The 23,079-nt window shown below is 69.6% G+C and carries 20 protein-coding genes; 17 read left to right on the top strand and 3 right to left on the bottom strand.

Going from position 1 to position 23,079, the window contains the following annotated elements; translation table 11 throughout:
* Window positions 1-156 precede the first annotated feature (156 nt).
* The 6 genes from dnaE to GVL05_RS11955 are packed head-to-tail and all read left to right on the top strand — an operon-like array spanning window position 157 to window position 7,833.
* The gene (gene dnaE / locus GVL05_RS11980) at window positions 157-3,690 is read left to right on the top strand and encodes a DNA polymerase III subunit alpha (protein WP_159573274.1); all 3,534 of its coding nucleotides are present in this window, start codon (window positions 157-159) and stop codon (window positions 3,688-3,690) included.
* Between the two features lie 13 nt (window positions 3,691-3,703).
* Entirely contained in the window at window positions 3,704-4,054 is a 351-nt protein-coding gene (locus GVL05_RS11975) for a DUF2200 domain-containing protein (RefSeq protein ID WP_200849216.1), read from the top strand.
* Window positions 4,051-4,926 carry a hypothetical protein gene (locus GVL05_RS11970; protein ID WP_159573273.1) on the top strand — a complete coding sequence of 292 codons (876 nt, stop codon included), beginning with the start codon at window positions 4,051-4,053 and terminating at the stop codon, window positions 4,924-4,926. The genes GVL05_RS11975 and GVL05_RS11970 overlap by 4 nt, the downstream gene beginning before the upstream one ends.
* Before the next feature lie 12 nt (window positions 4,927-4,938).
* A complete protein-coding gene (gene hisD / locus GVL05_RS11965; protein ID WP_123340378.1) occupies window positions 4,939-6,246 on the top strand; it encodes a histidinol dehydrogenase in 1,308 nt (435 codons plus the stop codon).
* Window positions 6,247-6,259: 13 nt separating this feature from the next.
* The gene (gene nrdR, locus GVL05_RS11960) at window positions 6,260-6,760 is read left to right on the top strand and encodes a transcriptional regulator NrdR (protein ID WP_132100573.1); all 501 of its coding nucleotides are present in this window, start codon (window positions 6,260-6,262) and stop codon (window positions 6,758-6,760) included.
* On the top strand, window positions 6,757-7,833 hold the full coding sequence (locus GVL05_RS11955; protein WP_131878962.1) for a quinone-dependent dihydroorotate dehydrogenase: 1,077 nt from the start codon (window positions 6,757-6,759) through the stop codon (window positions 7,831-7,833). Before nrdR ends, GVL05_RS11955 begins: the two co-directional genes overlap by 4 nt.
* 419 nt (window positions 7,834-8,252) lie before the next feature.
* On the opposite strand, the gene GVL05_RS11950 is transcribed toward GVL05_RS11955, so the two are convergent.
* Window positions 8,253-8,828 (bottom strand): DUF3043 domain-containing protein, encoded by a 576-nt coding sequence (locus GVL05_RS11950; protein WP_235035956.1) that lies wholly within the window; start codon window positions 8,826-8,828, stop codon window positions 8,253-8,255.
* A gap of 53 nt (window positions 8,829-8,881) precedes the next feature.
* Here GVL05_RS11950 and GVL05_RS11945 point away from each other — a divergent pair, with 53 nt between their 5' ends.
* The 6 genes from GVL05_RS11945 to GVL05_RS11920 all read left to right on the top strand — a co-directional run bounded on the left by GVL05_RS11945 (window position 8,882) and on the right by GVL05_RS11920 (window position 15,561).
* A complete protein-coding gene (locus tag GVL05_RS11945) occupies window positions 8,882-10,309 on the top strand; it encodes a dipeptidase (RefSeq protein ID WP_131920555.1) in 1,428 nt (475 codons plus the stop codon).
* Window positions 10,310-10,367: 58 nt separating this feature from the next.
* Window positions 10,368-10,739 (top strand): iron-sulfur cluster assembly accessory protein, encoded by a 372-nt coding sequence (locus GVL05_RS11940; protein WP_111085771.1) that lies wholly within the window; start codon window positions 10,368-10,370, stop codon window positions 10,737-10,739.
* Between the two features lie 143 nt (window positions 10,740-10,882).
* Entirely contained in the window at window positions 10,883-11,785 is a 903-nt protein-coding gene (gene coxB, locus GVL05_RS11935) for a cytochrome c oxidase subunit II (protein ID WP_111085770.1), read from the top strand.
* An 11-nt stretch (window positions 11,786-11,796) separates the two neighbouring features.
* Window positions 11,797-13,533, top strand: coding sequence for a cytochrome c oxidase subunit I (ctaD, locus tag GVL05_RS11930; protein ID WP_173168381.1), 1,737 nt, complete (start codon window positions 11,797-11,799; stop codon window positions 13,531-13,533).
* A 4-nt stretch (window positions 13,534-13,537) separates the two neighbouring features.
* On the top strand, window positions 13,538-13,954 hold the full coding sequence (locus GVL05_RS11925; RefSeq protein WP_111085768.1) for a cytochrome c oxidase subunit 4: 417 nt from the start codon (window positions 13,538-13,540) through the stop codon (window positions 13,952-13,954).
* A gap of 233 nt (window positions 13,955-14,187) precedes the next feature.
* Window positions 14,188-15,561, top strand: coding sequence for a glucose-6-phosphate dehydrogenase (locus GVL05_RS11920; protein WP_123292491.1), 1,374 nt, complete (start codon window positions 14,188-14,190; stop codon window positions 15,559-15,561).
* Between the two features lie 102 nt (window positions 15,562-15,663).
* On the opposite strand, the gene GVL05_RS11915 is transcribed toward GVL05_RS11920, so the two are convergent.
* On the bottom strand, window positions 15,664-17,595 hold the full coding sequence (locus tag GVL05_RS11915; RefSeq protein WP_159573272.1) for a glycoside hydrolase family 15 protein: 1,932 nt from the start codon (window positions 17,593-17,595) through the stop codon (window positions 15,664-15,666).
* A gap of 97 nt (window positions 17,596-17,692) precedes the next feature.
* Window positions 17,693-18,757 carry an App1 family protein gene (locus tag GVL05_RS11910; RefSeq protein ID WP_131920550.1) on the bottom strand — a complete coding sequence of 355 codons (1,065 nt, stop codon included), beginning with the start codon at window positions 18,755-18,757 and terminating at the stop codon, window positions 17,693-17,695.
* A 139-nt stretch (window positions 18,758-18,896) separates the two neighbouring features.
* On the opposite strand from GVL05_RS11910, the gene GVL05_RS11905 reads away from it, so the two are divergent.
* From GVL05_RS11905 to GVL05_RS11885, 5 genes are all read left to right on the top strand, one after another.
* Window positions 18,897-19,544, top strand: coding sequence for a TetR/AcrR family transcriptional regulator (locus tag GVL05_RS11905; protein WP_235035955.1), 648 nt, complete (start codon window positions 18,897-18,899; stop codon window positions 19,542-19,544).
* A gap of 215 nt (window positions 19,545-19,759) precedes the next feature.
* Window positions 19,760-20,683, top strand: a complete 924-nt coding sequence (locus GVL05_RS11900) for an ABC transporter ATP-binding protein (protein ID WP_159573270.1) — start codon at window positions 19,760-19,762, stop codon at window positions 20,681-20,683.
* On the top strand, window positions 20,680-21,396 hold the full coding sequence (locus tag GVL05_RS11895; RefSeq protein WP_123292494.1) for an ABC transporter permease: 717 nt from the start codon (window positions 20,680-20,682) through the stop codon (window positions 21,394-21,396). The genes GVL05_RS11900 and GVL05_RS11895 overlap by 4 nt, the downstream gene beginning before the upstream one ends.
* Window positions 21,393-22,121, top strand: coding sequence for an ABC transporter permease (locus GVL05_RS11890; RefSeq protein WP_159573269.1), 729 nt, complete (start codon window positions 21,393-21,395; stop codon window positions 22,119-22,121). The genes GVL05_RS11895 and GVL05_RS11890 overlap by 4 nt, the downstream gene beginning before the upstream one ends.
* Window positions 22,118-23,038: an ABC transporter substrate-binding protein gene (locus GVL05_RS11885; protein WP_123340387.1), complete on the top strand. Its 921-nt coding sequence runs from the start codon at window positions 22,118-22,120 to the stop codon at window positions 23,036-23,038. Before GVL05_RS11890 ends, GVL05_RS11885 begins: the two co-directional genes overlap by 4 nt.
* The last annotated feature ends 41 nt before the right edge of the window (window positions 23,039-23,079 follow it).

Below are 23,079 nucleotides of genomic sequence, written 5' to 3'. Positions count from 1 at the left end.
TCCACCGCCGTGCGGACACGTTCCTGCACCCTCGCCGGACTGCGCCCGGCTTGTCGTGCGACCTCGGCATCGGACCGCTCGGACACGCGCGGATTTGTCCGCGGTCGCGGTTAGGCTGTTCGCGTCCCGCAAGCAGCTCGTTCGACCGGAGGTTCCGTGGCGGATTCCGACTCCTTCGTCCACCTGCACGTGCACAGCGAGTACTCGATGCTCGACGGCGCTGCCAGGCTCGGCGACCTCGTGCAGGAGACCGCTGCGCAGGGCATGCCGGCCGTGGCGGTGACCGACCACGGCAACATGTTCGGCGCCTTCGAGTTCTGGAAGGCCGCCAAGGCCGGCGGCGTCAAGCCGATCATCGGGACCGAGGCGTACATCACCCCCCGGACGCACCGCACGGACAAGACCCGTGTGCGGTGGGGCGACGGCGGTGGGGACGACGTCTCCGGTGCTGGCTCGTACACGCACATGACGATGTTCGCCGAGAACACGACGGGCATGCACAACCTGTTCCGGCTGTCGTCGAAGGCGTCGCTCGAGGGCTACTACTTCAAGCCGCGCATGGACATCGAGCTGCTCGAGGAGTACCACGAGGGCATCATCGCCACGACGGGGTGCCCGTCGGGCGAGGTCCAGACGCGCCTGCGCCTCGGCCAGTACGACGAAGCCGTCAAGGCCGCCGCCGACTACCGCGACATCTTCGGCAAGGAGAACTACTTCGCCGAGGTCATGGACCACGGACTCGAGATCGAGCGTCGGATCATGAGCGACCTGATCCGGCTGGCGAAGGACCTCGACATCCCGCTGGTCGGCACGAACGACCTGCACTACACGCACTCGCACGACGCCAAGTCGCACGCCGCCCTGCTCTGCGTGCAGTCGGGTTCGACGCTGAACGACCCGAACCGGTTCAAGTTCGACGCCGACGAGTTCTACCTGAAGTCCCCGCAGCAGATGCGGCACGTCTTCCGCGACAACCCCGAGGCCTGCGACAACACGCTGCTCATCGCCGAGCGGTGCAACGTCGAGTTCGACACCTCGGCGAACTACATGCCGAAGTTCCCGGTGCCGGCGGGCGAGACCGAGCACTCCTGGTTCGAGAAGGAGGTCGCGAAGGGGCTGGATTACCGGTACCCGGACGGCATCCCGGCCGAGGTGCAGGAGCGTGCCGACTACGAGGTCGGCATCATCAACCAGATGGGGTTCCCGGGGTACTTCCTCGTGGTCTCCGACTTCATCCTGTGGTCGAAGAACAACGGCATTCGCGTCGGTCCCGGCCGTGGTTCCGGTGCCGGCTCGATGGTCGCGTACGCGATGCGCATCACCGACCTCGACCCGATCCGGCACGGCCTGATCTTCGAGCGGTTCCTGAACCCGGACCGCGTCTCGATGCCCGACTTCGACGTCGACTTCGACGACCGGCGCCGCGGTGAGGCGATCAAGTACGTCACCGAGAAGTACGGGTCGGAGCGCGTCGCGCAGATCGTCACGTACGGCACGATCAAGGCGAAGCAGGCGCTGAAGGACTCCTCGCGCGTCCTCGGGTTCCCGTTCGGCATGGGCGAGAAGCTCACCAAGGCGATGCCGCCGCCCGTGATGGGCAAGGACATCCCGCTCACCGGGATCTTCGACAAGGACCACCCGCGCTACAAGGAAGCCGTCGACGTCCGCACCGTGGTCGAGAACGACCCCGAGGCGAAGACCGTCTTCGACACCGCGCTCGGGCTCGAGGGGCTGAAGCGCCAGTGGGGCGTGCACGCGGCCGGCGTCATCATGTCGAGCGATCCGCTCATCGACATCATCCCGATCATGAAGCGGGAGCAGGACGGCCAGGTCGTCACGCAGTTCGACTACCCGGCAGCGGAGTCGCTCGGCCTGATCAAGATGGACTTCCTGGGGCTCCGCAACCTCACGATCATCAGTGACGCCCTCGACAACATCAAGAACAACCGTGGCATCGAGCTCGACCTCGAGACCATGGGACTCGAGGACCCCGAGGCGTACGCGCTCCTGCAGCGCGGTGACACACTCGGTGTCTTCCAGCTCGACGGCGGGCCGATGCGCGGGCTGCTGCGCCTGATGAAGCCCGACAACTTCGAGGACATCTCCGCGCTCATCGCCCTGTACCGTCCGGGCCCCATGGGTGCGAACTCGCACACGAACTACGCGCTCCGCAAGAACGGCGAGCAGGCGATCACGCCGATCCACCCGGAGCTCGAAGAGCCCCTGGCGGAGATCCTCGGCGGGACCTACGGCCTGATCATCTACCAGGAGCAGGTCATGGCCATCGCGCAGAAGGTCGCGGGGTTCTCCCTCGGCCAGGCGGACATCCTCCGCCGCGCGATGGGCAAGAAGAAGAAGTCCGAGCTCGACAAGCAGTACGCGGGCTTCGAGAAGGGCATGTTGGACAACGGCTACTCGGCCGCGGCGATCAAGATGCTGTGGGACATCCTGCTGCCGTTCTCCGACTACGCCTTCAACAAGGCGCACTCCGCCGCGTACGGTGTCGTCTCGTTCTGGACCGCCTACCTCAAGGCGCACTACCCGGCCGAGTACATGGCGGCGCTGCTCACCTCGGTGGGCGATGCCCGCGACAAGCTCGCGTTGTACCTGAACGAGTGCCGCCGCATGGGCATCAAGGTCATGCCGCCGGACGTCAACGAGTCGATCGGCTTCTTCGCCGCTGTCGGTGAGGACATCCGGTTCGGCATGGGTGCGATCCGCAACGTCGGGTTCAACGTCGTCGACGACATCGTGAAGGCCCGCACCGACAAGGGCGCGTTCGAGTCGTTCCACGACTTCCTGCGCAAGATCCCGATCTCGTCGGCGAACAAGCGGACCGTCGAGTCGCTCATCAAGGCGGGTGCCTTCGACGAGTTCGGCGACTCCCGCCGCGCCCTGGTCGAGATCCACGAGGGCGCGGTCGAAGGCGCCGTCAAGGTCAAGCGCGACGAGGCCCACGGCAACGTCGGCTTCGACTTCGACTCGTTGTTCGCCGAGGTCGCCGAGGAGTCGCCGGCCACCGGTCCGGTGTCGCAGGTGCCCGACCGTCCGGAGTGGTCCAAGCGCGACAAGCTCGCGTTCGAGCGCGACATGCTGGGGCTCTACGTCTCTGACCACCCGCTCGCGGGTCTCGAGATCGAGCTCGCGAAGCACCAGTCGATCACCATCGCCGACCTCATCGCGGCCGACGACTCGGTCGAGGGGGAGACCGTCACGGTCGCGGGGCTGTTGACGAGCGTGCAGCACCGGGTGGCGAAGACGAGCGGCAACCCGTACGGCATCGTCGACATCGAGGACTTCGGCGGCCAGATCGGCGTGATGTTCCTCGGCAAGACCTACCAGGAGTTCGGACCGTCGCTCGTGGCCGACTCGATCGTGGTCCTGCGCGGGCGCGTGAACGTCCGCGACGACGGCAAGGCCCTGCACGCGGTGAGCATGTTCCAGCCGGCGATCGGCGACGCGATGGGCTCCGGTCCGCTCACGTTGTCGCTGCCGGAGCGGCAGGCCACCACCTCCACGGTGACGGAGCTCGCCGCAGTGCTCGGACGGCACCAGGGCGAGACCGAGGTCCGGCTGAAGCTGCTGAAGGACGACGTCGCGCGCACGTTCGAGCTGCCGTTCCCGGTGAACCTGACACCCGACCTGTTCGGCGAGCTGAAGAGCCTGCTCGGGCCGCGCTGTCTGGTGTAGCAGGGATGTGATCGTGGCCGGACACCGGATCTTCGGGGCGCCCTTCGCGGCGGTCTACCCGCACTACCTGGCGAAGGTGGAGCGGAAGGGCCACACGAAGGGTGATCTCGACGCCGTCATCACGTGGCTGACCGGGTTCGACGACGCAGCGCTCGCACGGCACCTGGCGGACGAGACCACGTTCGAGGACTTCTTCGTCGCCGCGCAGCTGCACCCGAACGCGCCGCTCATCACGGGCGTGATCTGCGGAGTGCGGATCGAGGAGATCGACGACCCGCTCATGCGGCAGATCCGGTACCTCGACAAGCTCGTCGACGAGGTCGCGAAGGGCCGTCCGATGGCGAAGGTGTTGCGGACCGCGTGACCGGAGCCGACGGGAGCGTTCCCGGCGCCGAGGTGCTGCGTGCCTTCGGGGTCGCCGAGTCCACGCCTGTGCCGCTCGCGGGCGGGCGCGGGCTGACCTGGCGTGCCGAGGGCATCGTCCTCCGGCCCCACGACGATCCGGCGGTGACCGACTGGCGTGCCGGCGTCCTGGCGGAACTCGAACACGCAGCGGAGTCCGAGCACCCGGCTGAGTTCCGCACGCCTCGGCCCGTGGCCGCCCGCGACGGCAGCTGGAGGTCGGGGGACTGGGAGGCGTGGGAGTTCGTGCCCGGTGCGGCCGACGAGTCCCGCGTCGAGGACGTGATCCGGGCGGGCCGTGCCTTCCACCGCGCGATCGCCGGCCTGGAGCGGCCCGCGTTCCTCGGCACGGATCCCGGCGCCGTCACCGCCCCGTGGGCCCGTGCCGACCGGATGGCGTGGGGCGAGGAACCGCTGCCGGCGGACCCGATCCTCGCCCGGCTCGCCGCGGCGTTCCGGCCGGTCCGAGCGCCGTCGCAGCTGGTCCACGGTGACCTGCTCGGCAACGTGCTGTTCGCTGACGGGCAGCCGCCGACGATCATCGACTGGCCGCCGTACTGGCGTCCAGCGGAGTTCGGCGCAGCGATCGCAGCCGTCGACGCTGTCTGCTGGCACGGCTTCCCGGTCGGGCGACTGGCAGCCCTCGGCAGGACCGCGCATGGGGCTGCGGCCGAGGCAGACGAGCCGGAATGGACGTCGCTGCTGACCCGGGCGCTCGTGTTCCGCATCGCCACACTGCACCTGCTCGGTGTCTGGGACGCCGCGGCCGTGGCACACCACCGGCCGGTCGTCGACGCACTCGTCGGACGGCGGACGCCCACGTCACCTCGGTAGGCTTGTTCCCTGATGATGCAGCGAATCGACCTCCGCGGCGGCCTGCCCGCCCGTGCCGAACTCCTCCGACTCATGCCGCGCGCCGTGGGTGACGTCTCGCACGCGGTCGACGCCGCCCGTGAGCTGGTCGAGGACGTCCGACACCGCGGAGCGGACGCACTGCACGACCAGGCCGAACGCTTCGACGGCGGCGCCCCGGCGAACGTCCGGGTGCCGGTCGCCGAGATCGCGGCAGCCGTCGCCGGGCTGACCCCCGAACTGCGGGAAGCGCTCGACGAAGCCATCCGCCGCGTCCGAGCCGCCAGCGCCGCACAGGTGCCGGCCGGCTCCGTCACCACGCTCGCCGACGGCGCCGAGGTGCACCAACGCTGGCAGCCGATGCGCCGCGTCGGCCTCTACGTGCCCGGCGGCAAGGCCGTCTACCCGTCGAGCGTCGTCATGAACGTCGTGCCCGCACAGGTCGCCGGGGTCCGCTCGATCGCACTCGTGTCCCCGCCGCAGCGCGACCACGGCGGTGCGGTCCACCCGACGATCCTGGCCGCGGCCGGACTGCTCGGCATCGACGAGGTCTACGCGATGGGCGGTGCCGGCGCGATCGGCGCGCTGGCGTACGGCGTCCCCGCGATCGACCTCGAGCCCGTCGACCTGGTCACCGGTCCTGGCAACAACTACGTGGCCGCCGCGAAGCGCCTGGTGCGCGGTGTCGTCGGCATCGACGCCGAGGCCGGCGCGACGGAGATCCTCGTGATCGCCGACGAGACCGCCGACCCCGGGTTCGTCGCCGCCGACCTCATCAGCCAGGCCGAGCACGACGAGCAGGCCGGCAGCGTGCTGGTGACGACGTCGGCGACGTTCGCCGATGCGGTCGAAGCCGCCATCCCGGAACGCACGGCGGTGCTCGGGACGGCTGCGCGCCTCCAGACCGCCCTGGACGGACCGCAGTCCGCGATCGTGCTGGTGGACTCGCTCGCCGACGCCGCGACCGTGAGCAACGCGTACGGGCCGGAGCACCTCGAGATCCAGACGGCCGACGACGACGCGGTGCTCGCCGACATCGACGCCGCCGGAGCGGTGTTCGTCGGGCCGAGCACGCCCGTCAGCCTGGGGGACTACCTGGCCGGGTCGAACCACGTGCTGCCCACAGGCGGCCAGGCGCGCTTCGGTTCCGGGCTGTCCGCGTCGACGTTCCTGCGGCCGCAGCAGGTCATCCGGTACTCGGCGTCGGCGCTCGACGAGGTCGCCGCGCACATCGTCGCGCTGTCGACCGAGGAGCAGCTCCCCGCGCACGGCGCCGCCGTGACGGAGCGCACGAACCGATAGCCTGGGCGACGACATGTTCTGCCCTTTCTGCCGCCACCCGGACTCCCGCGTCGTCGACTCACGGACGAGCGACGACGGAACCTCCATCCGCCGCCGTCGACAGTGCCCGAACTGCGGACGACGCTTCTCGACCACCGAGACCGCGTCGCTCAACGTCGTCAAGCGCAACGGCGTCACCGAACCCTTCAGCCGCGACAAGATCGTCTCCGGCGTGCGCAAGGCCTGCCAGGGGCGCCCGGTCACCGACGGCGACCTGGCCGTGCTCGCGCAGCGCGTCGAGGAGACCGTGCGGTCGTCCGGCTCGAGCCAGATCGACGCGAACGACATCGGCCTCGCGATCCTCGCGCCGCTCCGTGAGCTGGACGAGGTCGCGTACCTGCGGTTCGCCAGCGTCTACCAGGCCTTCGACTCGCTCGAGGACTTCGAGGACGCCATCAGCCAGCTCCGCCGTGACCACCACGCTGCGGGCGCGCCTTCGGGTGCCGCCGGCTCGCCGGCGGGTGCCGGCGCGTGAGCGGGGTCGCGGAAGGCCTGGTCCGGTCCGGGTACGCCGTCGTCTTCCGGTCGGTCTTCGCCAAGATGGACCCCGAGCGGGCCCACCACCTGGCGTTCGCCGTCATCAAGGCGCTGCCGCACGTGCCGTTCGTCGGCGGTCTGGTCGAGCGGTACTCCCGCCCGGCAGCTGCTGACGGCATCACGACGATGGGCATCCACTTCCCGTCGCGCTTCGGCCTCGCCGCCGGGTTCGACAAGGACGCCCGCGGCATCGGCGGCCTCGGCCTGCTCGGTTTCGGCCACGTCGAGGTCGGCACGATCACGGCGAAGCCCCAGCCCGGCAACGAGCGTCCGCGCCTGTTCCGTCTCATCGAGGACCGCGCCCTCATCAACCGGATGGGCTTCAACAACCACGGCGCCGGTGCTGCTGCCCGACGGCTCGAGCGCGCCCGACGCAACCCGGGTCGCCCGGTCATCGGGGTGAACATCGGCAAGAGCCGGGTCGTCGCCGTCGAGGACGCCATCGACGACTACCTCGAGTCGACACGTCGCCTCGCGCCGTTCGCGGACTACCTGGCAGTCAACGTCAGCTCACCGAACACGCCCGGACTGCGCGGCCTGCAGGAACTCGACCAGCTCCGACCGCTGCTGTCCGCCGTCCGCGACGCCGCCGGTGACACGCCCGTGCTGGTGAAGATCGCGCCGGACCTGACCGACGAGCAGGTCGACGCCATCGCCGGCCTCGCGGTGTCGCTCGGGCTGTCGGGCATCATCGCCAACAACACGACGATCTCCCGTGAGGGGCTCGCCGCGGACCCGGCCGACGTCGAGGCAATGGGTGCCGGGGGACTCTCCGGCGCTCCCGTGGCCGCGCGCTCGCTCGAGGTGCTGCGTCGGGTCCGTGCCGCGGTGCCCGCCGAGTTCTGTGTCATCGCCGTCGGCGGGGTGACGACCGAGCAGGACGTGCAGGACCGCATCGACGCCGGGGCCACCCTCGTGCAGGGCTACACGGCGTTCCTCTACGAGGGGCCGAGCTGGGCCACGCGCATCAACCGCTTGCGGCGCAAGCGGTTGCGCCGCGCCGCGCGCTGAGCCGGCGGGCGGGCGGGCGCGTGCCGTCCGGCGCGTCCCGGACGTCCCGCCCGTCGTTCCCGGCCGTCCCGCCTGGCACCCTCCAGGTTCCGAAATCTCGGCATCTCGCGGCCCTCGGCGGCCCTCTGCGGAACCTCGGCGGCGCGCACGCGGCGAGTCGTGGAACCTCGCCCACCACCCCTGGGTCGGGAGGCCCGGTGCGGCCCCGCCACGGGCCTCCCGTCCGTCGGTGCGTGGCCACGCCCGGCCGCGGCCGCTGAGTGTCCGAGATTTCGGAACCTGGGCGCGCGGGCGGGCCGTCTGTGGAACCTCGGCGACGCGCACGCGGCGAGTCGTGGAACCTCGGCAGCGCGCGTACGCCGGAACGACGAAGCGCCACCCGGCCAGGCCGGACGGCGCTTCGGACAGCGACGCTGGGGTCAGAGGGCGGGGTACTGCCCGCGCTTGACCTGGGGCTTCGGCAGACGCAGGAACCGCAGCTGCCACGCCCGCGTCAGGATGTAGAGGAACGTGCCGCGCTGCATCTCGCCGAACTTGGTGGTGAGCTTGCGACGCATCGACAGCCAGAGGACCACGCAGTCGATCACGAACAGGGCCACGAACGCCCACACGAGCAGGAGCGAGTACGAGGCGATCGCGGTCTGCGAGGCGGCGAACCCGACGATCAGGAACAGCACGAGCACCGGCATCATGATCTCGCCGACGTTCCAGCGCGCGTCGATCCAGTTGCGGACGAAGCGACGCTGCTCACCGCGGTCCTTCGCCGGCAGGTAGCGCTCCTCGCCGTTGGCCATGCCGACGCGGGCACGCTCGCGGTCGGAGTTGAGACGCGCGCGGGCGGCCTTCTTGTCGACCGGCGTGTTGCCGACGAGGGGGCGGCGGTTCGCTGCCTCGCGCTCACGGCGGGACGGCGTCGGGCGGCCCTTGCCCTGCTCGAGGAGTTCTTCCTCGGTGGGGTTCACGGTCGTGTTGGTCTTGGGGGCTGCCTTCGCCACGGTGCGTTCCTAACGGCGTTGTGCGTGCGGGATCGTCCTCTAGATTACCGGGCATGACCGACACCGCACAGCCCAGCTCCGCGACCGACCCCGCTCTCCTCGACGCCCTGCGCGAACAGGTGCAGGGTGCACTGCCCACGACGATCGCCGATCTGTCCGCGCTGGTGCGGATCCCGTCGGTGTCGTGGTCGGCGTTCGACGAGTCGCACGTGCTCGCGAGCGCGCGTGCCGTGGCGGACCTGGCGCTGAGCACCGGGGTCTTCGCCGAGGACCAGGTGGAGATCATCCGTTCGGCGATCAGCGACGACGAACCGCTCGAGCTCGGCCAGCCCGCCGTGCTCGCCGTCCGCCCGGCCCGGAACGGCAAGCCGACCGTGATGCTCTACGCCCACCACGACGTGCAGCCGCAGGGCGACGACGCCCTGTGGGAGACGCCGCCGTTCGAGCCGACCCTCCGCGGTGACCGGCTGTACGGTCGCGGCGCCTCGGACGACAAGGCCGGCGTGATGACCCACATCGCCTCGCTCCGGGCGATCCACGCGCAGTTCGGCGACGACCTCGACCTCGGGGTGGTCCTGTTCGTCGAGGGCGAGGAGGAGTTCGGCTCCCGGTCGTTCCGCACCTTCCTCGCCGACCAAAAGGAGCGCCTGGCAGCCGACGTCATCGTGGTCGCCGACAGCGACAACTGGTCGGTGGACGTGCCGTCGATCACGGTCTCGCTCCGCGGCAACGTCACCTTCAAGCTCACCCTGACGACCCTCGAGCACGCCAGCCACAGCGGGATGTTCGGGGGAGCGGCGCCGGACGCCATGATCCCGATGGTCAAGCTGCTCGCGTCCCTGCACGACGACGCCGGTTCGGTCGCCGTCGACGGGCTCACCTCGTACGAGGCCGACGTCCCGGCACGGACCGACGACGAGCTCGCCGTCGACGCGGCCCTGGTCGAGGGCGTCCGACCGATCGGCACCGGCGAGGTCCTGTCCCGCATGTGGTTCCAGCCGTCGATCACCGTGACCGGCATGGACGTACCGAGCGTCGCGAACGCCTCCAACACGCTGCTGCCGACCGTCTCCGCCCGCGTGTCGGTGCGGGTCGCACCCGGCCAGCCCGCCACGGAGGCGTACGCGGCCGTCGAGCGGCACCTGCGGGCACATGTGCCCTTCGGCGCCCGCATGGAGATCTCCGAGCCGGACAGCGGCGACGGCTTCCTCGTCGACACGGCCGGCTGGGCCGTCCAGGAGGCCCGCACGGCCATGCGCGAGGGCTGGGGTGCCGAGGCAGTCGAGCAGGGCATCGGCGGCTCGATCCCGTTCGTCTCGGACCTCGCCGCGGAGTTCCCGGAGGCCCAGATCCTGGTCACCGGTGTGGAGGACCCGGACACCCGCGCCCACAGCCCGAACGAGTCGCAGCACCTCGGCGTCCTGCACCGGGCCATCGCGTCCGAGGCGATCCTGCTCGCCAGGCTCGCGACGCGCAGCTGACGGTGCTTACAATCGACGCCAGGCGCGGTGAACCGCACCGCCCGGAGGGAGACGCGCGATGAGCGACACCATCACCACCGACGCACCGGTGACCGAGGCGGCCTCGCACGGCGTCCTCCTGAGCGACGCCGCGGCCGGCAAGGTGGCGAGTCTCCTCGAGCAGGAGGGCCGCGACGACCTGCGCCTGCGCCTCGCCGTCCAGCCCGGGGGCTGCTCGGGTCTGATCTACCAGCTGTACTTCGACGAGCGCCTGCTCGACGGTGACGTCACCGCCGAGTTCGACGGGGTCGAGGTCGTCGTCGACAAGATGAGCGTCCCGTACCTCGACGGCGCGACGATCGACTTCGAGGACACCATCCAGAAGCAGGGCTTCACGATCGACAACCCGAACGCGCAGGGCAGCTGCGCGTGCGGTGACAGCTTCCACTGATCACCAGCCGATCCGACACGCGAGCGGTACCGAGCTGCGAGTAAGCTAGGAGTGTTCCAATCAAGCTGGGAGCCAGCCAAGTGTCGCCTTCGTGCGACTCGGCGGGTTCGGCTCCGGGCTCACGTCTTTTGCGAGAGGTAACAGTGCGTTCGAATCGCCGTATACGTTGGGCGGCCGTCCCGGTGGCCGTCGGTCTGGTCATCGCACTGGCTGGCTGCACGCAGCAGCAGATGAACGGATGGCTCCCCGGCACGGAGGAGACGAAGGACGTCACCAACCACACGAGCCGCATCGTCGGCCTGTGGACCACCAGCTGGGTGGTGCTCCTCGCCGTCGGTCTCATCGTCTGGGGCCTGATCATCTGGGCCGCCATCGTGTACCGCCGCCGGAAGGGCCAGACCGGCCTGCCCGTGCAGATGCGCTACAACATGCCGCTCGAGATCTTCTACACGATCGTGCCGCTCATCCTGGTGCTGGGCTTCTTCGCCTTCACCGCGAAGGACCAGGCCGCGATCGAGAAGCCGTTCGACGACCCCGACGCCACCGTGCACGTGTACGGCAAGCGCTGGGCGTGGGACTTCAACTACATCAACAAGGACAACCCCGAGGACAGCGTCTACTACCAGGGCATCCAGGCCCAGGAAGAAGAGAACGCCAAGGGCGCCATCGACGAGTCGCAGCTGCCGACCCTCTACCTGCCGCAGGGCAAGAAGGTCGCGATCGAGCTCTCCTCGCGCGACGTCGACCACTCCTTCTGGATCATCGACTTCCTGTACAAGAAGGACATGCTCCCGGGCAAGACCAACTGGGAGTACTTCATCCCGGAGAAGCTCGGGACGTACCAGGGCAAGTGCGCGGAGCTCTGCGGTGAGTACCACTCGCTGATGCTCTTCCAGGTGAAGGTCGTCACGCCGGCGCAGTACCAGGACTACCTCGACACCCTGAAGGACCAGGGCAAGGTCGGGCTCCTCGGCGACGAGTACAACACCAACACGAACGAACCGAACAACAAGGCGCCGGTCGAGGCGTCCAGCGAGAACAAGTAGGGGCTCGTCAGATGACAACGTCTTTCGTCGGCCAACCGACCCAGACTGCTTCGCCGGACTTCCAGGCGTCGAAGGTGGGCCGGAAGGGCAACATCATCGTCCGGTGGATCACCTCCACCGACCACAAGACCATCGGGTACATGTACCTGATCGCGTCCTTCGTCTTCTTCCTGCTCGCGGGTGTGATGGCCCTGGTCATCCGTGCCCAGCTGTTCGAGCCCGGCCTGCACGTGGTCGCGACGAAGGAGCAGTACAACCAGCTCTTCACGATGCACGGCACGATCATGCTGCTGATGTTCGCGACGCCGCTCTTCTCGGGCTTCGCGAACGCGATCATGCCGCTCCAGATCGGTGCTCCCGACGTCGCCTTCCCGCGACTCAACGGCTTCGCGTTCTGGCTCTACCTGTTCGGCTCGCTCATCGCGGTCGGCGGCTTCCTCACCCCGCAGGGTGCGGCCTCGTTCGGCTGGTTCGCCTACGCGCCACTGAGTGACACGACGTTCACACCAGGGCTCGGCGGCACACTCTGGGTCTTCGGACTCGGCATGACCGGCTTCTCGACGATCCTCGGCGCGGTGAACTTCATCACCACCATCATCACGATGCGTGCCCCGGGTCTGACGATGTTCCGCATGTCGATCTTCACGTGGAACACCCTCGTGACGGCGCTGCTCGTGCTGATGGCCTTCCCGGTGCTCGCCACCGCGCTGTTCGGCCTCGGGCTCGACCGGGTGTTCGACGCGCAGATCTTCAACCCGGCCAACGGCGGTGCGCTGCTCTGGCAGCACCTGTTCTGGTTCTTCGGGCACCCCGAGGTGTACATCATCGCGCTGCCGTTCTTCGGCATCGTGTCCGAGGTCTTCCCGGTCTTCAGCCGCAAGCCGATCTTCGGGTACAAGACCCTCGTCTACGCGACCATCGCGATCGCGGCCCTGTCGGTCACGGTCTGGGCGCACCACATGTACGTCACCGGTGGCGTGCTGCTGCCCTGGTTCTCGCTCATGACGATGCTCATCGCGGTCCCGACCGGCGTGAAGATCTTCAACTGGGTCGGCACGATGTGGCGCGGTTCGGTGACCTTCGAGACCCCGCTGCTCTGGGCCGTCGGCTTCCTCATCACGTTCACGTTCGGTGGCCTCACCGGTGTGATCCTGGCGTCGCCGCCGCTCGACTTCCACGTGTCCGACTCGTACTTCGTCGTGGCGCACTTCCACTACGTGGTCTTCGGCACCGTCGTCTTCGCGATGTTCTCCGGCTTCTACTTCTGGTGGCCGAAGTGGACGGGCAAGATGCTCAACGAGCGTCTCGGCAAGATCCACTTCTGGCTCCTGTTCATCGGGTTCCACACCACGTTCCTCATCCAGCACTGGCTGGGCGTCATCGGCATGCCGCGTCGCTACGCGACCTACCTGCCGAACGACGGCTTCACCTGGATGAACCAGCTGTCGACGATCGGCTCGATGATCCTCGCGATCTCGTTCCTGCCGTTCATCTTCAACGTCTACGTGACGGCCCGGAACGCGCCGAAGGTCGCCGTGAACGACCCGTGGGGCTACGGCCGCTCGCTCGAGTGGGCCACCAGCTGCCCGCCGCCCCGCCACAACTTCACGTCGATCCCGCGGATCCGTTCCGAGTCCCCGGCCTTCGACCTGAACCACCCCGAGGCAGGTGTGCCGATCGGTGTCGGCCCCGCGAAGGACGCCCCGGATGCCCCGACCTACGACGCCGCGAAGGGCGAGGTGAAGTAAGCCGATGCGCGCGAACACCAACCTGTTCTGGATCCTCTTCGGGTTCTTCATCCTCGCGGACGCCGCGTACACGATCTGGGCGCTGCTCTACTACGGTCACCCGGAGTGGGTCGGCACCGTGGCGATCGGTCTGACCGGCATCATGTCCGCGTTCATCGCCTTCTACCTCGGCAAGGTCATGGCGTCCCAGGGCGGCGTGCTGCCCGAGGACCGCCCCGACGCCAACATCGAGGACGGCGACGCCGAGCTCGGGCACTTCAGCCCGTGGTCCTGGTGGCCCATCCTGCTGGCCGCAGCGGTCGCCGTCTGCTTCCTCGGTGTCGCAGCCGGACTGTGGATCGTCCCGATCGGACTCGCCCTGGTGGCGGTCACCCTGGTCGGCTGGGTCTACGAGTACTACCGCGGCAACTTCGGGCACTGACCTGACGCTGCAACGCACCTGACACTTCGGGCGGCACCACATCCGGTGCCGCCCGAAGTGCGTCCAGGCGCTGCACGACCACAGCACACGACCCGGCGCTGCCAACGCAGCGCACGACCCGGCGCTGCACACCACAGCGCCCCACGATCTCCGGTCCCCGATCCGGAACAAACGGGCCCGCCCGCGGCTTGACTGGAGCGGACCTCCCACCACAGCGAAAGGAGTCACCTCAGGTGACCGACAAGCGCACCCTCATCATCTTCGGCGCGACGGGCGACCTCGCCTCCCGCCTGCTGCTGCCGGGCCTCGGCACGTTCCTGCAGAGCGGTCGAGCGGTTCCCGTCCAGCTCATCGGAACGGGCCGCAGCGCCCGCAGCGAGGAGCAGTGGAAGGACATCGTCACGAAGTCCTTCGCGTCGCAGGACGTCAAGGGACCCGAGGTCGACGCGACGCTCGCGTCGACCCAGTTCATCCAGGGCGACCCCACCGACCCGGAGCACCTCACGGCACTGCTCGACGCGGCCGAGGCCGAGCCGATCCTCTACTTCGCCCTGCCCCCGCAGATCGCCTCCGACATCTGCGAGGCACTGCAGCAGGTCGAGCTCCCCGCCGGCACCACCCTCGCCTTCGAGAAGCCGTTCGGCACCGACGTCGCGAGCGCCCAGGCCCTCAACGAGACCGTGCTGAAGCTCGTCCCGGAAGAGCGCGTGCACCGCACCGACCACTTCCTCGGACGCACCACGGTCCTGAACATCATCGGTCTGCGCTTCGCGAACCGCCTGTTCGAGCCGATCTGGAACGCCGACAACATCGAGAAGGTCGACGTCTTCTACGACGAGACCCTCGGTCTCGAGAACCGCGCCCAGTACTACGACGAGGCCGGCGCGATGGTCGACATGATCCAGTCGCACCTGCTGCAGATCCTCGGCATCGTGACGATGGACGCCCCGGCGGACATCGACGCGGTCGAGTTCCGCTCGTCCCTGGCCCGGGTGCTCCGTTCGACGCGGCTCAAGGGCGACGACGCGAAGATCGCGTCGCGCCGCGCCGTCTACACGGCCGGCACGATCGACGGCAAGGAGCTGCCGTCGTACCAGGACGAGGACGGCGTCGACAAGTCGCGGAGCACCGAGACGCTCGCCGAGATCTCGGTCGAGGTCGACACGGCCCGCTGGAAGGGCGTCCCGTTCACGCTGCGGTCCGGCAAGGCACTCGGCAACAGCCGGAAAGAGGTCCTGATCACCTTCAAGCCGGTCACGCGCCTGCCCTCCGGCCTGAGCGGTCGCCCGAAGGCGGACACGCTCCGCATCGTCCTGAACCCGGACGAGATCGAGCTGACCGTGTCGGCCAACGGCGGTGGCAACCCGTTCGAGATGGGCCAGGTCACCCTGTCGTCGTCGTTCAGCGACGGCGAGCTGACCCCGTACGGCGAGGTCCTGAACGGCATCTTCCACGACGACCCGTTGCTCTCGATCCGCGGCGACGTGGCCGAGCGCTGCTGGGAGATCGTCGAGCCGGTCGTCAAGGCCTGGAAGGCCGACGAGGTTCCGCTCGAGGAGTACCGCGCCGGTTCGCGCGGCCCGGCGGACTGGGAGTCGTCGTCCTGACGGACGTGACCGTCGCGCCCTGAACGGGCGGAACTGCGGACGGGAGGCACGGTGCCAGCTGGCACCGTGCCTCCCGTCCGTTTCGTGGTCAGCACCACCGCATCAGGCGGGGGTGCCCGCCCGCTCGCCCTCGCCGGTCCACGAGCGGGTGCCGCCGTCGTGCACGGGCAGCCGCGTGCGGTGCCCGGTCGACGCGCCCCGCGCCCGCGCGATCGCGTCCGACGCGGACACGAGCGTCAGGTGCGACAGCACCTGCGGGGTGTTGCCGACGTGGTGTCCGGTGGCGACGTCGATCTCCTCGGAGAGCATGCCGACGTCGTTCGCGTACCCGACGAGCACGTCCATGAGGCGCTCGGCGTCGTCGATCCGGCCCGATGCCGCGTACTGCTCGACCAGCCAGAACGAGCACGCCAGGAACGGGTGCTCCGCGCCGGCGAGCCCGTCGAACCCCGACGACGTCCGGTACCGCAGCACGAGACCGTCGGAGCCGGTGGACAGGTCCTGCTCGATGGCGGCGACGGTGCCGGTCATGCGGGCGTCGTGGGCGGAGACGTAGCCGATCTGCGGCAGGACGAGCAGGCTCGCGTCGACCTCGTCGGTGTCGTAGTGCTGCCGGTAGCTGCCGCGTGCAGCGTTCCAGCCGTGCTCCTCGATCTCGGCCCGGACCTGGTCGCGCAGGGTGCGCCAGCGGTCCACGGGCCCTTCGAGACCGAACTCCTCGACCGCGGCGACCCCACGGTCGAACGCGGCCCAGATCATCGCGCGCGAGTGCGTGAAGTGCCGTCGCGGGCCGCGCATCTCCCAGATGCCGTTGTCGGGCTCCTGCCAGTGCTCCTCGACGTAGCCGAGCAGGGCGCGTTGCAGGGCCCACGAGTCGGCGTTCTCCTCGACCCCGAGCTCGCGGGCGTCGTGCAGGGCGGCCAGGACCTCGCCGAACACATCGCCCTGGTACTGCGTGTACGCGCCGTTGCCGACCCGGACGGGCGTCGAGCCGGCGTACCCGGGCAGGTGCGGGAGCTCCCGTTCCGGCAGTTCGCGCTCCCCGGCGATGCCGTACATGATCTGCACGTCGGCCGGGTCACCCGCGATGGCGCGGAGCAGCCAGCCGCGCCAGTGCGCCGCCTCGTCGCGGTAGCCGTGCGCGATGAGCGAGGCGAGGGCGAGGGAGGCGTCGCGGAGCCACACGTAGCGGTAGTCCCAGTTGCGTTCGCCGCCCGGGTCCTCCGGCAGGCTCGAGGTCACGGCGGCCACCACGCCGCCGGTCTCGCCGTGGGTCATCGCGCGGAGCAGCAGGAGGGAGCGGCGGGCGGCGTCGGCGTAGCGACCCTCGGTGCGCGCCGTCGCCATCCAGTCCGTCCACCACGTCACGGTGCGGTGGAGCTCGGCGTCGACGTCGACGGGCTCCGGGGGTTCCCGGTGCGAGGGGTACCAGGTGAGCACGGTGTCGAGCACGTCACCGTCGTGGATGATCGCGGTGGCCGTGTGCCGGTGGTCGGAGGCCCGGAAGCGCGGGCCACGCACGATGACCGACCCGGGGCCGGCGGTGGCGAGCAGTGCCGGGTCCTCATCGCCGCCGATCTGTCGTACCCACGGCAGCGCGAGGGCGTAGTCGAACCGGATCCGCAGGGTCTGCTGCACCTCGACCGTGCCGCTCAGTCCGCGGACACGGCGGACGATGGACGGCCGGTGCGCGCCGACGGGCATGAACTCGGTCACCTCGACGACCCCGTCCGCTGTGGTCCACACCGTCGACAGGACGAGCGTGTCGCCGTGGTACTTCCGGTGCGCCGTCGCCGCGGGGTCGCTCGGTCGGAGCGTCCAGTGCCCGTGGTCCTCGGTGCCGAGCAGCGAGGCGAACGTGGCGGTGCTGTCGAACCGCGGCAGGCACGCCCAGTCGATCGTGCCGTCGCGGCCGACGAGTGCGGCGGTCGAGGTGTCGCCGATGACGGCGTGGTCCTCGATCAGGTTCGGGGGAGTCGCGGGGGGCGCGGGTGCTCGCTCGGTGTCGGCGGTCCGGTCCGTGTCGGTGCTCATGCCCCGATCGAACACCCGGAGGCCGAGCGTCGTGGCCGCGCGGACGGGCCGCCGGCCGTCTGGCGGCCGTGTGCCGTCGGTGTGCCTGAAGCCTCGCTCAGGCCGGGTCGGAGGCGTCCGCCTCGGCGAGCCCGACCCGCGCGAGTTCGGACCAGAGCCCGGCACCGTCGGGTGCGTAGACCCACGGCGCCGAGGTGTCGCGGGAGCGTTCCTGCGCCCGGGAGCGTCCGCCGGCCAGGACCGCCTCGCTCGTGGACAGCTGCCGGATGGCGACGCCCGCGACGTTCTCCGGGTGCTCGCGGGCGAACTCGCCGTACAGCGACTCGTCGTGCTGGCCGTCGTCGCCGACGAGCAGCCACTGCACGTCCGGGAAGTCCTTCGCCAGGCGCCGCAGGTTCTGCTGCTTGTGCAGCTGCCCGCTCCGGAAGAAGCGGTCGTGCGTGGGGCCCCAGTCGGTGAGCAGGAGCGTGCCGGACGGGTACATGTTGCGGGTCAGGAAGCGCTGCAGGGTCGGCGCGACGTTCCAGGCACCGGTGGACAGGTACACCGTCGGGGACCCGGGGTGCTGCGCCTGCACGCGTTCGTACAGCACGGACATGCCCGGCACGGGGCGGCGGGCGTGCTCGGTGAGGACGAAGGAGTTCCACGCCGCCAGCATCGGACGGGGGAGCGAGGTCACCATGACGGTGTCGTCGATGTCGGACAGCAGCCCGAAGCGGGTGTCGGGGTGCACGACGAACACGTCCGCTTCGACGTCGCGCCCGCCGCCGGCCGACAACCGGACGGTGCGCCAGCCCGGCTCGAGGTCGATCGGCACGATGGTGTCGACGACCCCGCCACGGTCGGTCTCGACGACGTGCGAGACCCCACCGGCGGTGATGGTGACCTCGGCGTGGTCGACCGCGACGCTCGTGAAGCTCTTCCACCCGCGGACACCGGCGTACGAGACGTCGGAGGCGAGGCCACGGCGGGTCAGCAGCACGCGGCAGAGGATGCGGACCCATCCGGGAGCGCCGTAGCCGGTGTAGGGGACGACGGTCGGGACCAGGCCACGGCTTCGGGCGCGGTGCTCGCGGAACTCCTGGACGGCGTCCTCGATGCGGGCCGCGCGGTGCAGGAGCGGCTCGGCCAACGACGGCTCGTGGGGCGTCGGGTCGGGCATCGCCCCATCATCCCATGCAGGACCCGGAAGTCCACGTCCCGCGGCACCTGTGGTGAGTCGCAGCCATGTTCCAGCCGGTCTCTGCGAAAATCGTCCTCGTCACACCAACGAACCGCGCTGGAGCGCAAGAGGAGAACACGTGCTCGTCACCGAGGTAACGAACGCTCTGCCGGGGGGATCATCACTGCTCAGGAACGAGCCGGTCCAAGCCCGCAGTTCGGCGCGCCTCGCGGGTCTGCTCGACGCTGCTGCCGCGGTGATCGACGAGATCGGGTTCGAGCGACTCACGACCGCGATGGTCGCCGAGCGGGCCGGAGCGTCCATCGGCACCGTCTACCGCTACTTCCCGGACCGCATCGCCGTGGTCGACGCCCTCGCCATCCGCTGCACGCAGCGGCTCGCCGCGCGCTTCGTCGCGGCGCTCGACGCGAGCGGCGCGGAGACCTGGCAGCAGGCCTGCGACGCACTGATCGACGAGACCGCCGAGCTGTACCGCACCGAGCCCGGCTTCCGCGCGATCCGCTTCGGCGACACCGCGGACACCGGCACCGGTGACGCCGAGGACCGCATGGGGGCGCTCGGCGCCGCCGTCGGGCAGGTCATGCGCGACCGGTTCGGGCTGCCCGACAACGAGCGCATCGCACGTGCCTGGGTGGTGCTGGCCGAGTCCGGCCACGCCGTGCTGGCGCGGGCCCACCGCGACCGCGAGCACCCCGACACGGCGCTCATCGCCGAGTACCGCACGATGAGCCGTGCCCACATGGAGTCCGTGGTCGCCGCCGGCTGACCGCCGCGGGGTCCCGCACCCATCCGACGACGCCCGTGCTTCCGAACAGGAGGCGCGGGCGTCGTCGTCCGCGCTGGTTCCGTCGTGCGCTCGGTCCGGTCCACGGCGGTGCGCACCTGTCCGGGACGCGCCGCGTGCCGGAACGGGTGAACCGCTGTCGGACCCGACGGGTACTCTCATCCGGAGTCGGGCTACCTCCGAACAGAAGGGCACCCATGATCGAGTTCCGCTCGGTACGAAAGACCTACCCGGACGGCACCACCGCGGTCGACGACTTCGACCTCGTGATCCCGTCCCGGACCACCACCGTCTTCGTCGGCTCCAGCGGCTGCGGCAAGACGACGCTGCTCCGGATGATCAACCGCATGGTCGACCCCACCTCGGGTTCCGTGCAGATCGACGGATCCGACGTCTCCGGCGTCGACCCCGTGAAGCTCCGGCGGAGCATCGGGTACGTCATGCAGAACTCCGGTCTGCTGCCGCACCGCAAGGTCGTCGACAACATCGCGACCGTTCCCCTGCTCACCGGGGTGTCGAAGACCGATGCCCGCACGCGTGCGCTCGAGCTCATGGACACCGTGGGACTCGACCGGGCGTTCGCCGACCGGTACCCGTCCCAGCTGTCCGGCGGGCAGCAGCAGCGCGTCGGTGTGGCCCGCGGCCTCGCCGTCGACCCGAACATCCTGCTCATGGACGAGCCCTTCGGCGCCGTCGACCCGCTGGTCCGCAACGACCTGCAGGACGAGCTCATCCGCCTGCAGCGTGAACTCGGCAAGACCGTCGTGTTCGTGACGCACGACATCGACGAGGCGTTCAAGCTCGGCGACCAGGTCGTCATCCTGAAGAAGGGCGGCGAGATCGCCCAGCAGGGCACGCCTTCCGAGATCCTCGCCGAGCCGGCGGACGACTTCGTCGCGAACTTCATCGGCGTGGGCCGTGGGCGTCGGTCGCTGCGCGTCGAGCACACCCCCACGGGCCCCATCGTCGTGGACGGTGACGGGCGTGCAGCCGGTGTCCTCACCGGACCGGTCAACGTCGTCGACGCCGCCGCAGCGGTGCAGGCCGACCCCGCATCGAACCAGGCCGGAGCGTCGCTCGACGCCCCGGGTGCTCCGGCGCAGGGTGAGGGCACGCGGTGAAGTGGGTCCTCGCGAACCTCGACACGATCCGTGACGCCACGGTCGCGCACCTGGCCATCGCCATCCCGCCGATCATCATCGCGTTCCTGCTGTCCATCCCCATCGGCTGGCTCGTCGTCCGCCTCCAGCGCCCCGGTGGATCGCGGTTCGCCTCGGGTGTCGGCAGCGGCATCGTGACGTTCGCCGGGCTGCTCTACGCGATCCCGTCCCTGGCGCTGTTCGTGGCGCTGCCGGGCATCATCGGCACCGGGCTGCAGAGCCCGGTCAACGTCGTGATCGGGTTGACCCTGTACGGCCTCGCGCTCATGGTCAGGTCGACCGTCGACGGGCTCACCTCGGTGGACTCGGGGACGAAGTCGGCCTCGACCGCGATGGGGTACTCGTCGGCGCAGCGGTTCTTCCGCGTCGAACTGCCGCTGGCCGGGCCGGTGCTGCTCGCCGGGCTGCGGGTGGTCTCGGTGTCCACGATCTCGCTGACCACCGTCGGCGCCGTCCTCGGCATCCAGAGCCTCGGGTCGCTGTTCACGGACGGCCTCGGGCGCGGGATCTACGAGGAGATCATCTCCGGCATCGTCATGGTCCTCGTCCTGGCGTTCGTGCTCGACGGGATCCTGGTGCTGCTCGGCCGGATCGTCATGCCGTGGACCCGGACGACCTCGGTGTCGCGCCGCCGGACCCGCCGTGTCCTGCAAGCAGCGGAGGTCGCCTCGTGATCATCGGACAGGCCTTCGCCTGGGTCTTCGACCCCACCAACTACTCCGGGTACAACGCGATCCCCGGCCGCCTCTGGGAGCACATCTGGATCACGCTGCTCGCCGTGGTGATCGCCTCGCTGATCGCCGTGCCGATCGGGTACGCCATCGGCCACACGCGCCGCGCACGGGGCTTCTCGATCGCCGTGTCCGGCGGGATCCGCGCACTGCCGACGCTCGGCGTGCTCTCCCTGTTCGGACTCCTGCTCGGCATCGGCCTGCAGGCTCCGCTCCTGGCGCTCGTCGTGCTCGCCATCCCCTCGGTGCTGGCTGGTGCGTACTCGGGCATCGAGTCGGTCGAACCCGTGACCGTCGACGCCGCCAAGGCCCAGGGCATGACGGGCTGGCAGATCCTGTGGAAGGTCGAGGTCCCGCTCGGCCTGCCCCTGCTGATCGGCGGCTTCCGCGCAGCCGTGCTGCAGGTCGTGGCCACGGCGACGCTCGCCGCGTACGTCGGCGCCGGCGGCCTCGGCGGCTACTTCTTCCTCGGTCTGAAGACCCAGGACTACGCCGAGATGCTCGGCGCCTCCATCCTCGTGATCGCACTCGCGATCGCGTTCGAGATCGTGTTCGCCGTGCTGCAGCGGGCGTCGGTGCCCAAGGGCACCGCCGACCCGTCGGCCCGGCAGCGCCAGGGATCGCGCGAGCGAGCCCGCAATCCCATCCCGGAAGGAAATCCATCGTGATCACAGCAAAGATCCGTGCGGGCGTCGCAGCAGCGCTCGCACTGGGCGTCGCCGCCGCCCTGACCGGCTGCGCGTCGAGCGACCCGCTCGACAGCGGCTCCAGCGCGTCGTCCGACTCCAAGACGATCGTCGTCGGCTCGCAGCAGTACTACTCGAACGAGATCATCGCCGAGCTGTACGCACAGGTCCTCGAGAAGAACGGCTTCGAGGTCAAGCGCAACTTCAACATCGGGCAGCGCGAGGTCTACATCCCGCAGCTCGAGAAGGGCGCGATCGACGTCATGCCCGAGTACAGCGGCAACCTGCTGCAGTACTTCGACAAGGACTCCACGGCGAAGACCGCCGACCAGATCGACGACGGCCTCGAGACGGCGCTGCCGAAGGGCCTCCGGGTCCTCGACGAGGCCGAGGCGACCGACCAGGACAGCTACACCGTCACGAAGAAGTTCTCCGAGGACAACGACGTGACGAGCCTGGCCGACCTGAAGGACGTCACGTCGAAGCTCACCGTCGGCGCGAACTCCGAGTTCCAGACCCGTCCGTACGGTCCGAAGGGCCTGAAGTCGGTCTACGGCGTCGACGTCGACTTCAAGGCGGTCGAGGACTCCGGCGGAGCCCTGACGGTCAAGGCGCTGAAGGACGGCACCGTCCAGCTCGCCGACATCTACAGCGCCGACCCGAGCATCAAGGCGAACGACTTCGTCACGCTCGAGGACCCGGAGAACCTGATCCTGCCGCAGAACGTCATCCCCGTCGTCTCCGACAAGGTGAACGACAAGGCCGCGGACGCGATCGACTCGGTCAACGAGAAGCTGACGCCCGAGGCCCTGATCGAGCTCAACACCAAGAGCACGGCGGACAAGGAGAAGGCGTCCACCATCGCCAAGGAGTTCCTGACCGACGAGGGCCTGCTGTAACAGCAGTCCTCGTGCGTTAGACGACAGGCGTCGGGCAACTG

The sequence above is a fragment of the Curtobacterium sp. 18060 genome, assembly GCF_902706105.1.
Lineage (GTDB): Bacteria > Actinomycetota > Actinomycetes > Actinomycetales > Microbacteriaceae > Curtobacterium.
The sequence above is the reverse complement of the archived record's forward strand: the minus strand, read 5'-3'. Positions and strand labels throughout refer to the sequence as shown.

Bases quoted from the DNA above. Each gene is read 5' to 3' on its own strand.
- hisD (WP_123340378.1), top strand. From the start codon at position 4,939: ATGATGCAGCGAATCGACCTCCGCGGCGGCCTGCCCGCCCGTGCCGAA.
- nrdR (WP_132100573.1), top strand. From the start codon at position 6,260: ATGTTCTGCCCTTTCTGCCGCCACCCGGACTCCCGCGTCGTCGACTCA.
- GVL05_RS11945 (WP_131920555.1), top strand. From the start codon at position 8,882: ATGACCGACACCGCACAGCCCAGCTCCGCGACCGACCCCGCTCTCCTC.
- GVL05_RS11940 (WP_111085771.1), top strand. From the start codon at position 10,368: ATGAGCGACACCATCACCACCGACGCACCGGTGACCGAGGCGGCCTCG.
- ctaD (WP_173168381.1), top strand. From the start codon at position 11,797: ATGACAACGTCTTTCGTCGGCCAACCGACCCAGACTGCTTCGCCGGAC.
- GVL05_RS11925 (WP_111085768.1), top strand. From the start codon at position 13,538: ATGCGCGCGAACACCAACCTGTTCTGGATCCTCTTCGGGTTCTTCATC.
- GVL05_RS11915 (WP_159573272.1), bottom strand. From the start codon at position 17,595: ATGAGCACCGACACGGACCGGACCGCCGACACCGAGCGAGCACCCGCG.
- GVL05_RS11910 (WP_131920550.1), bottom strand. From the start codon at position 18,757: ATGCCCGACCCGACGCCCCACGAGCCGTCGTTGGCCGAGCCGCTCCTG.
- GVL05_RS11900 (WP_159573270.1), top strand. From the start codon at position 19,760: ATGATCGAGTTCCGCTCGGTACGAAAGACCTACCCGGACGGCACCACC.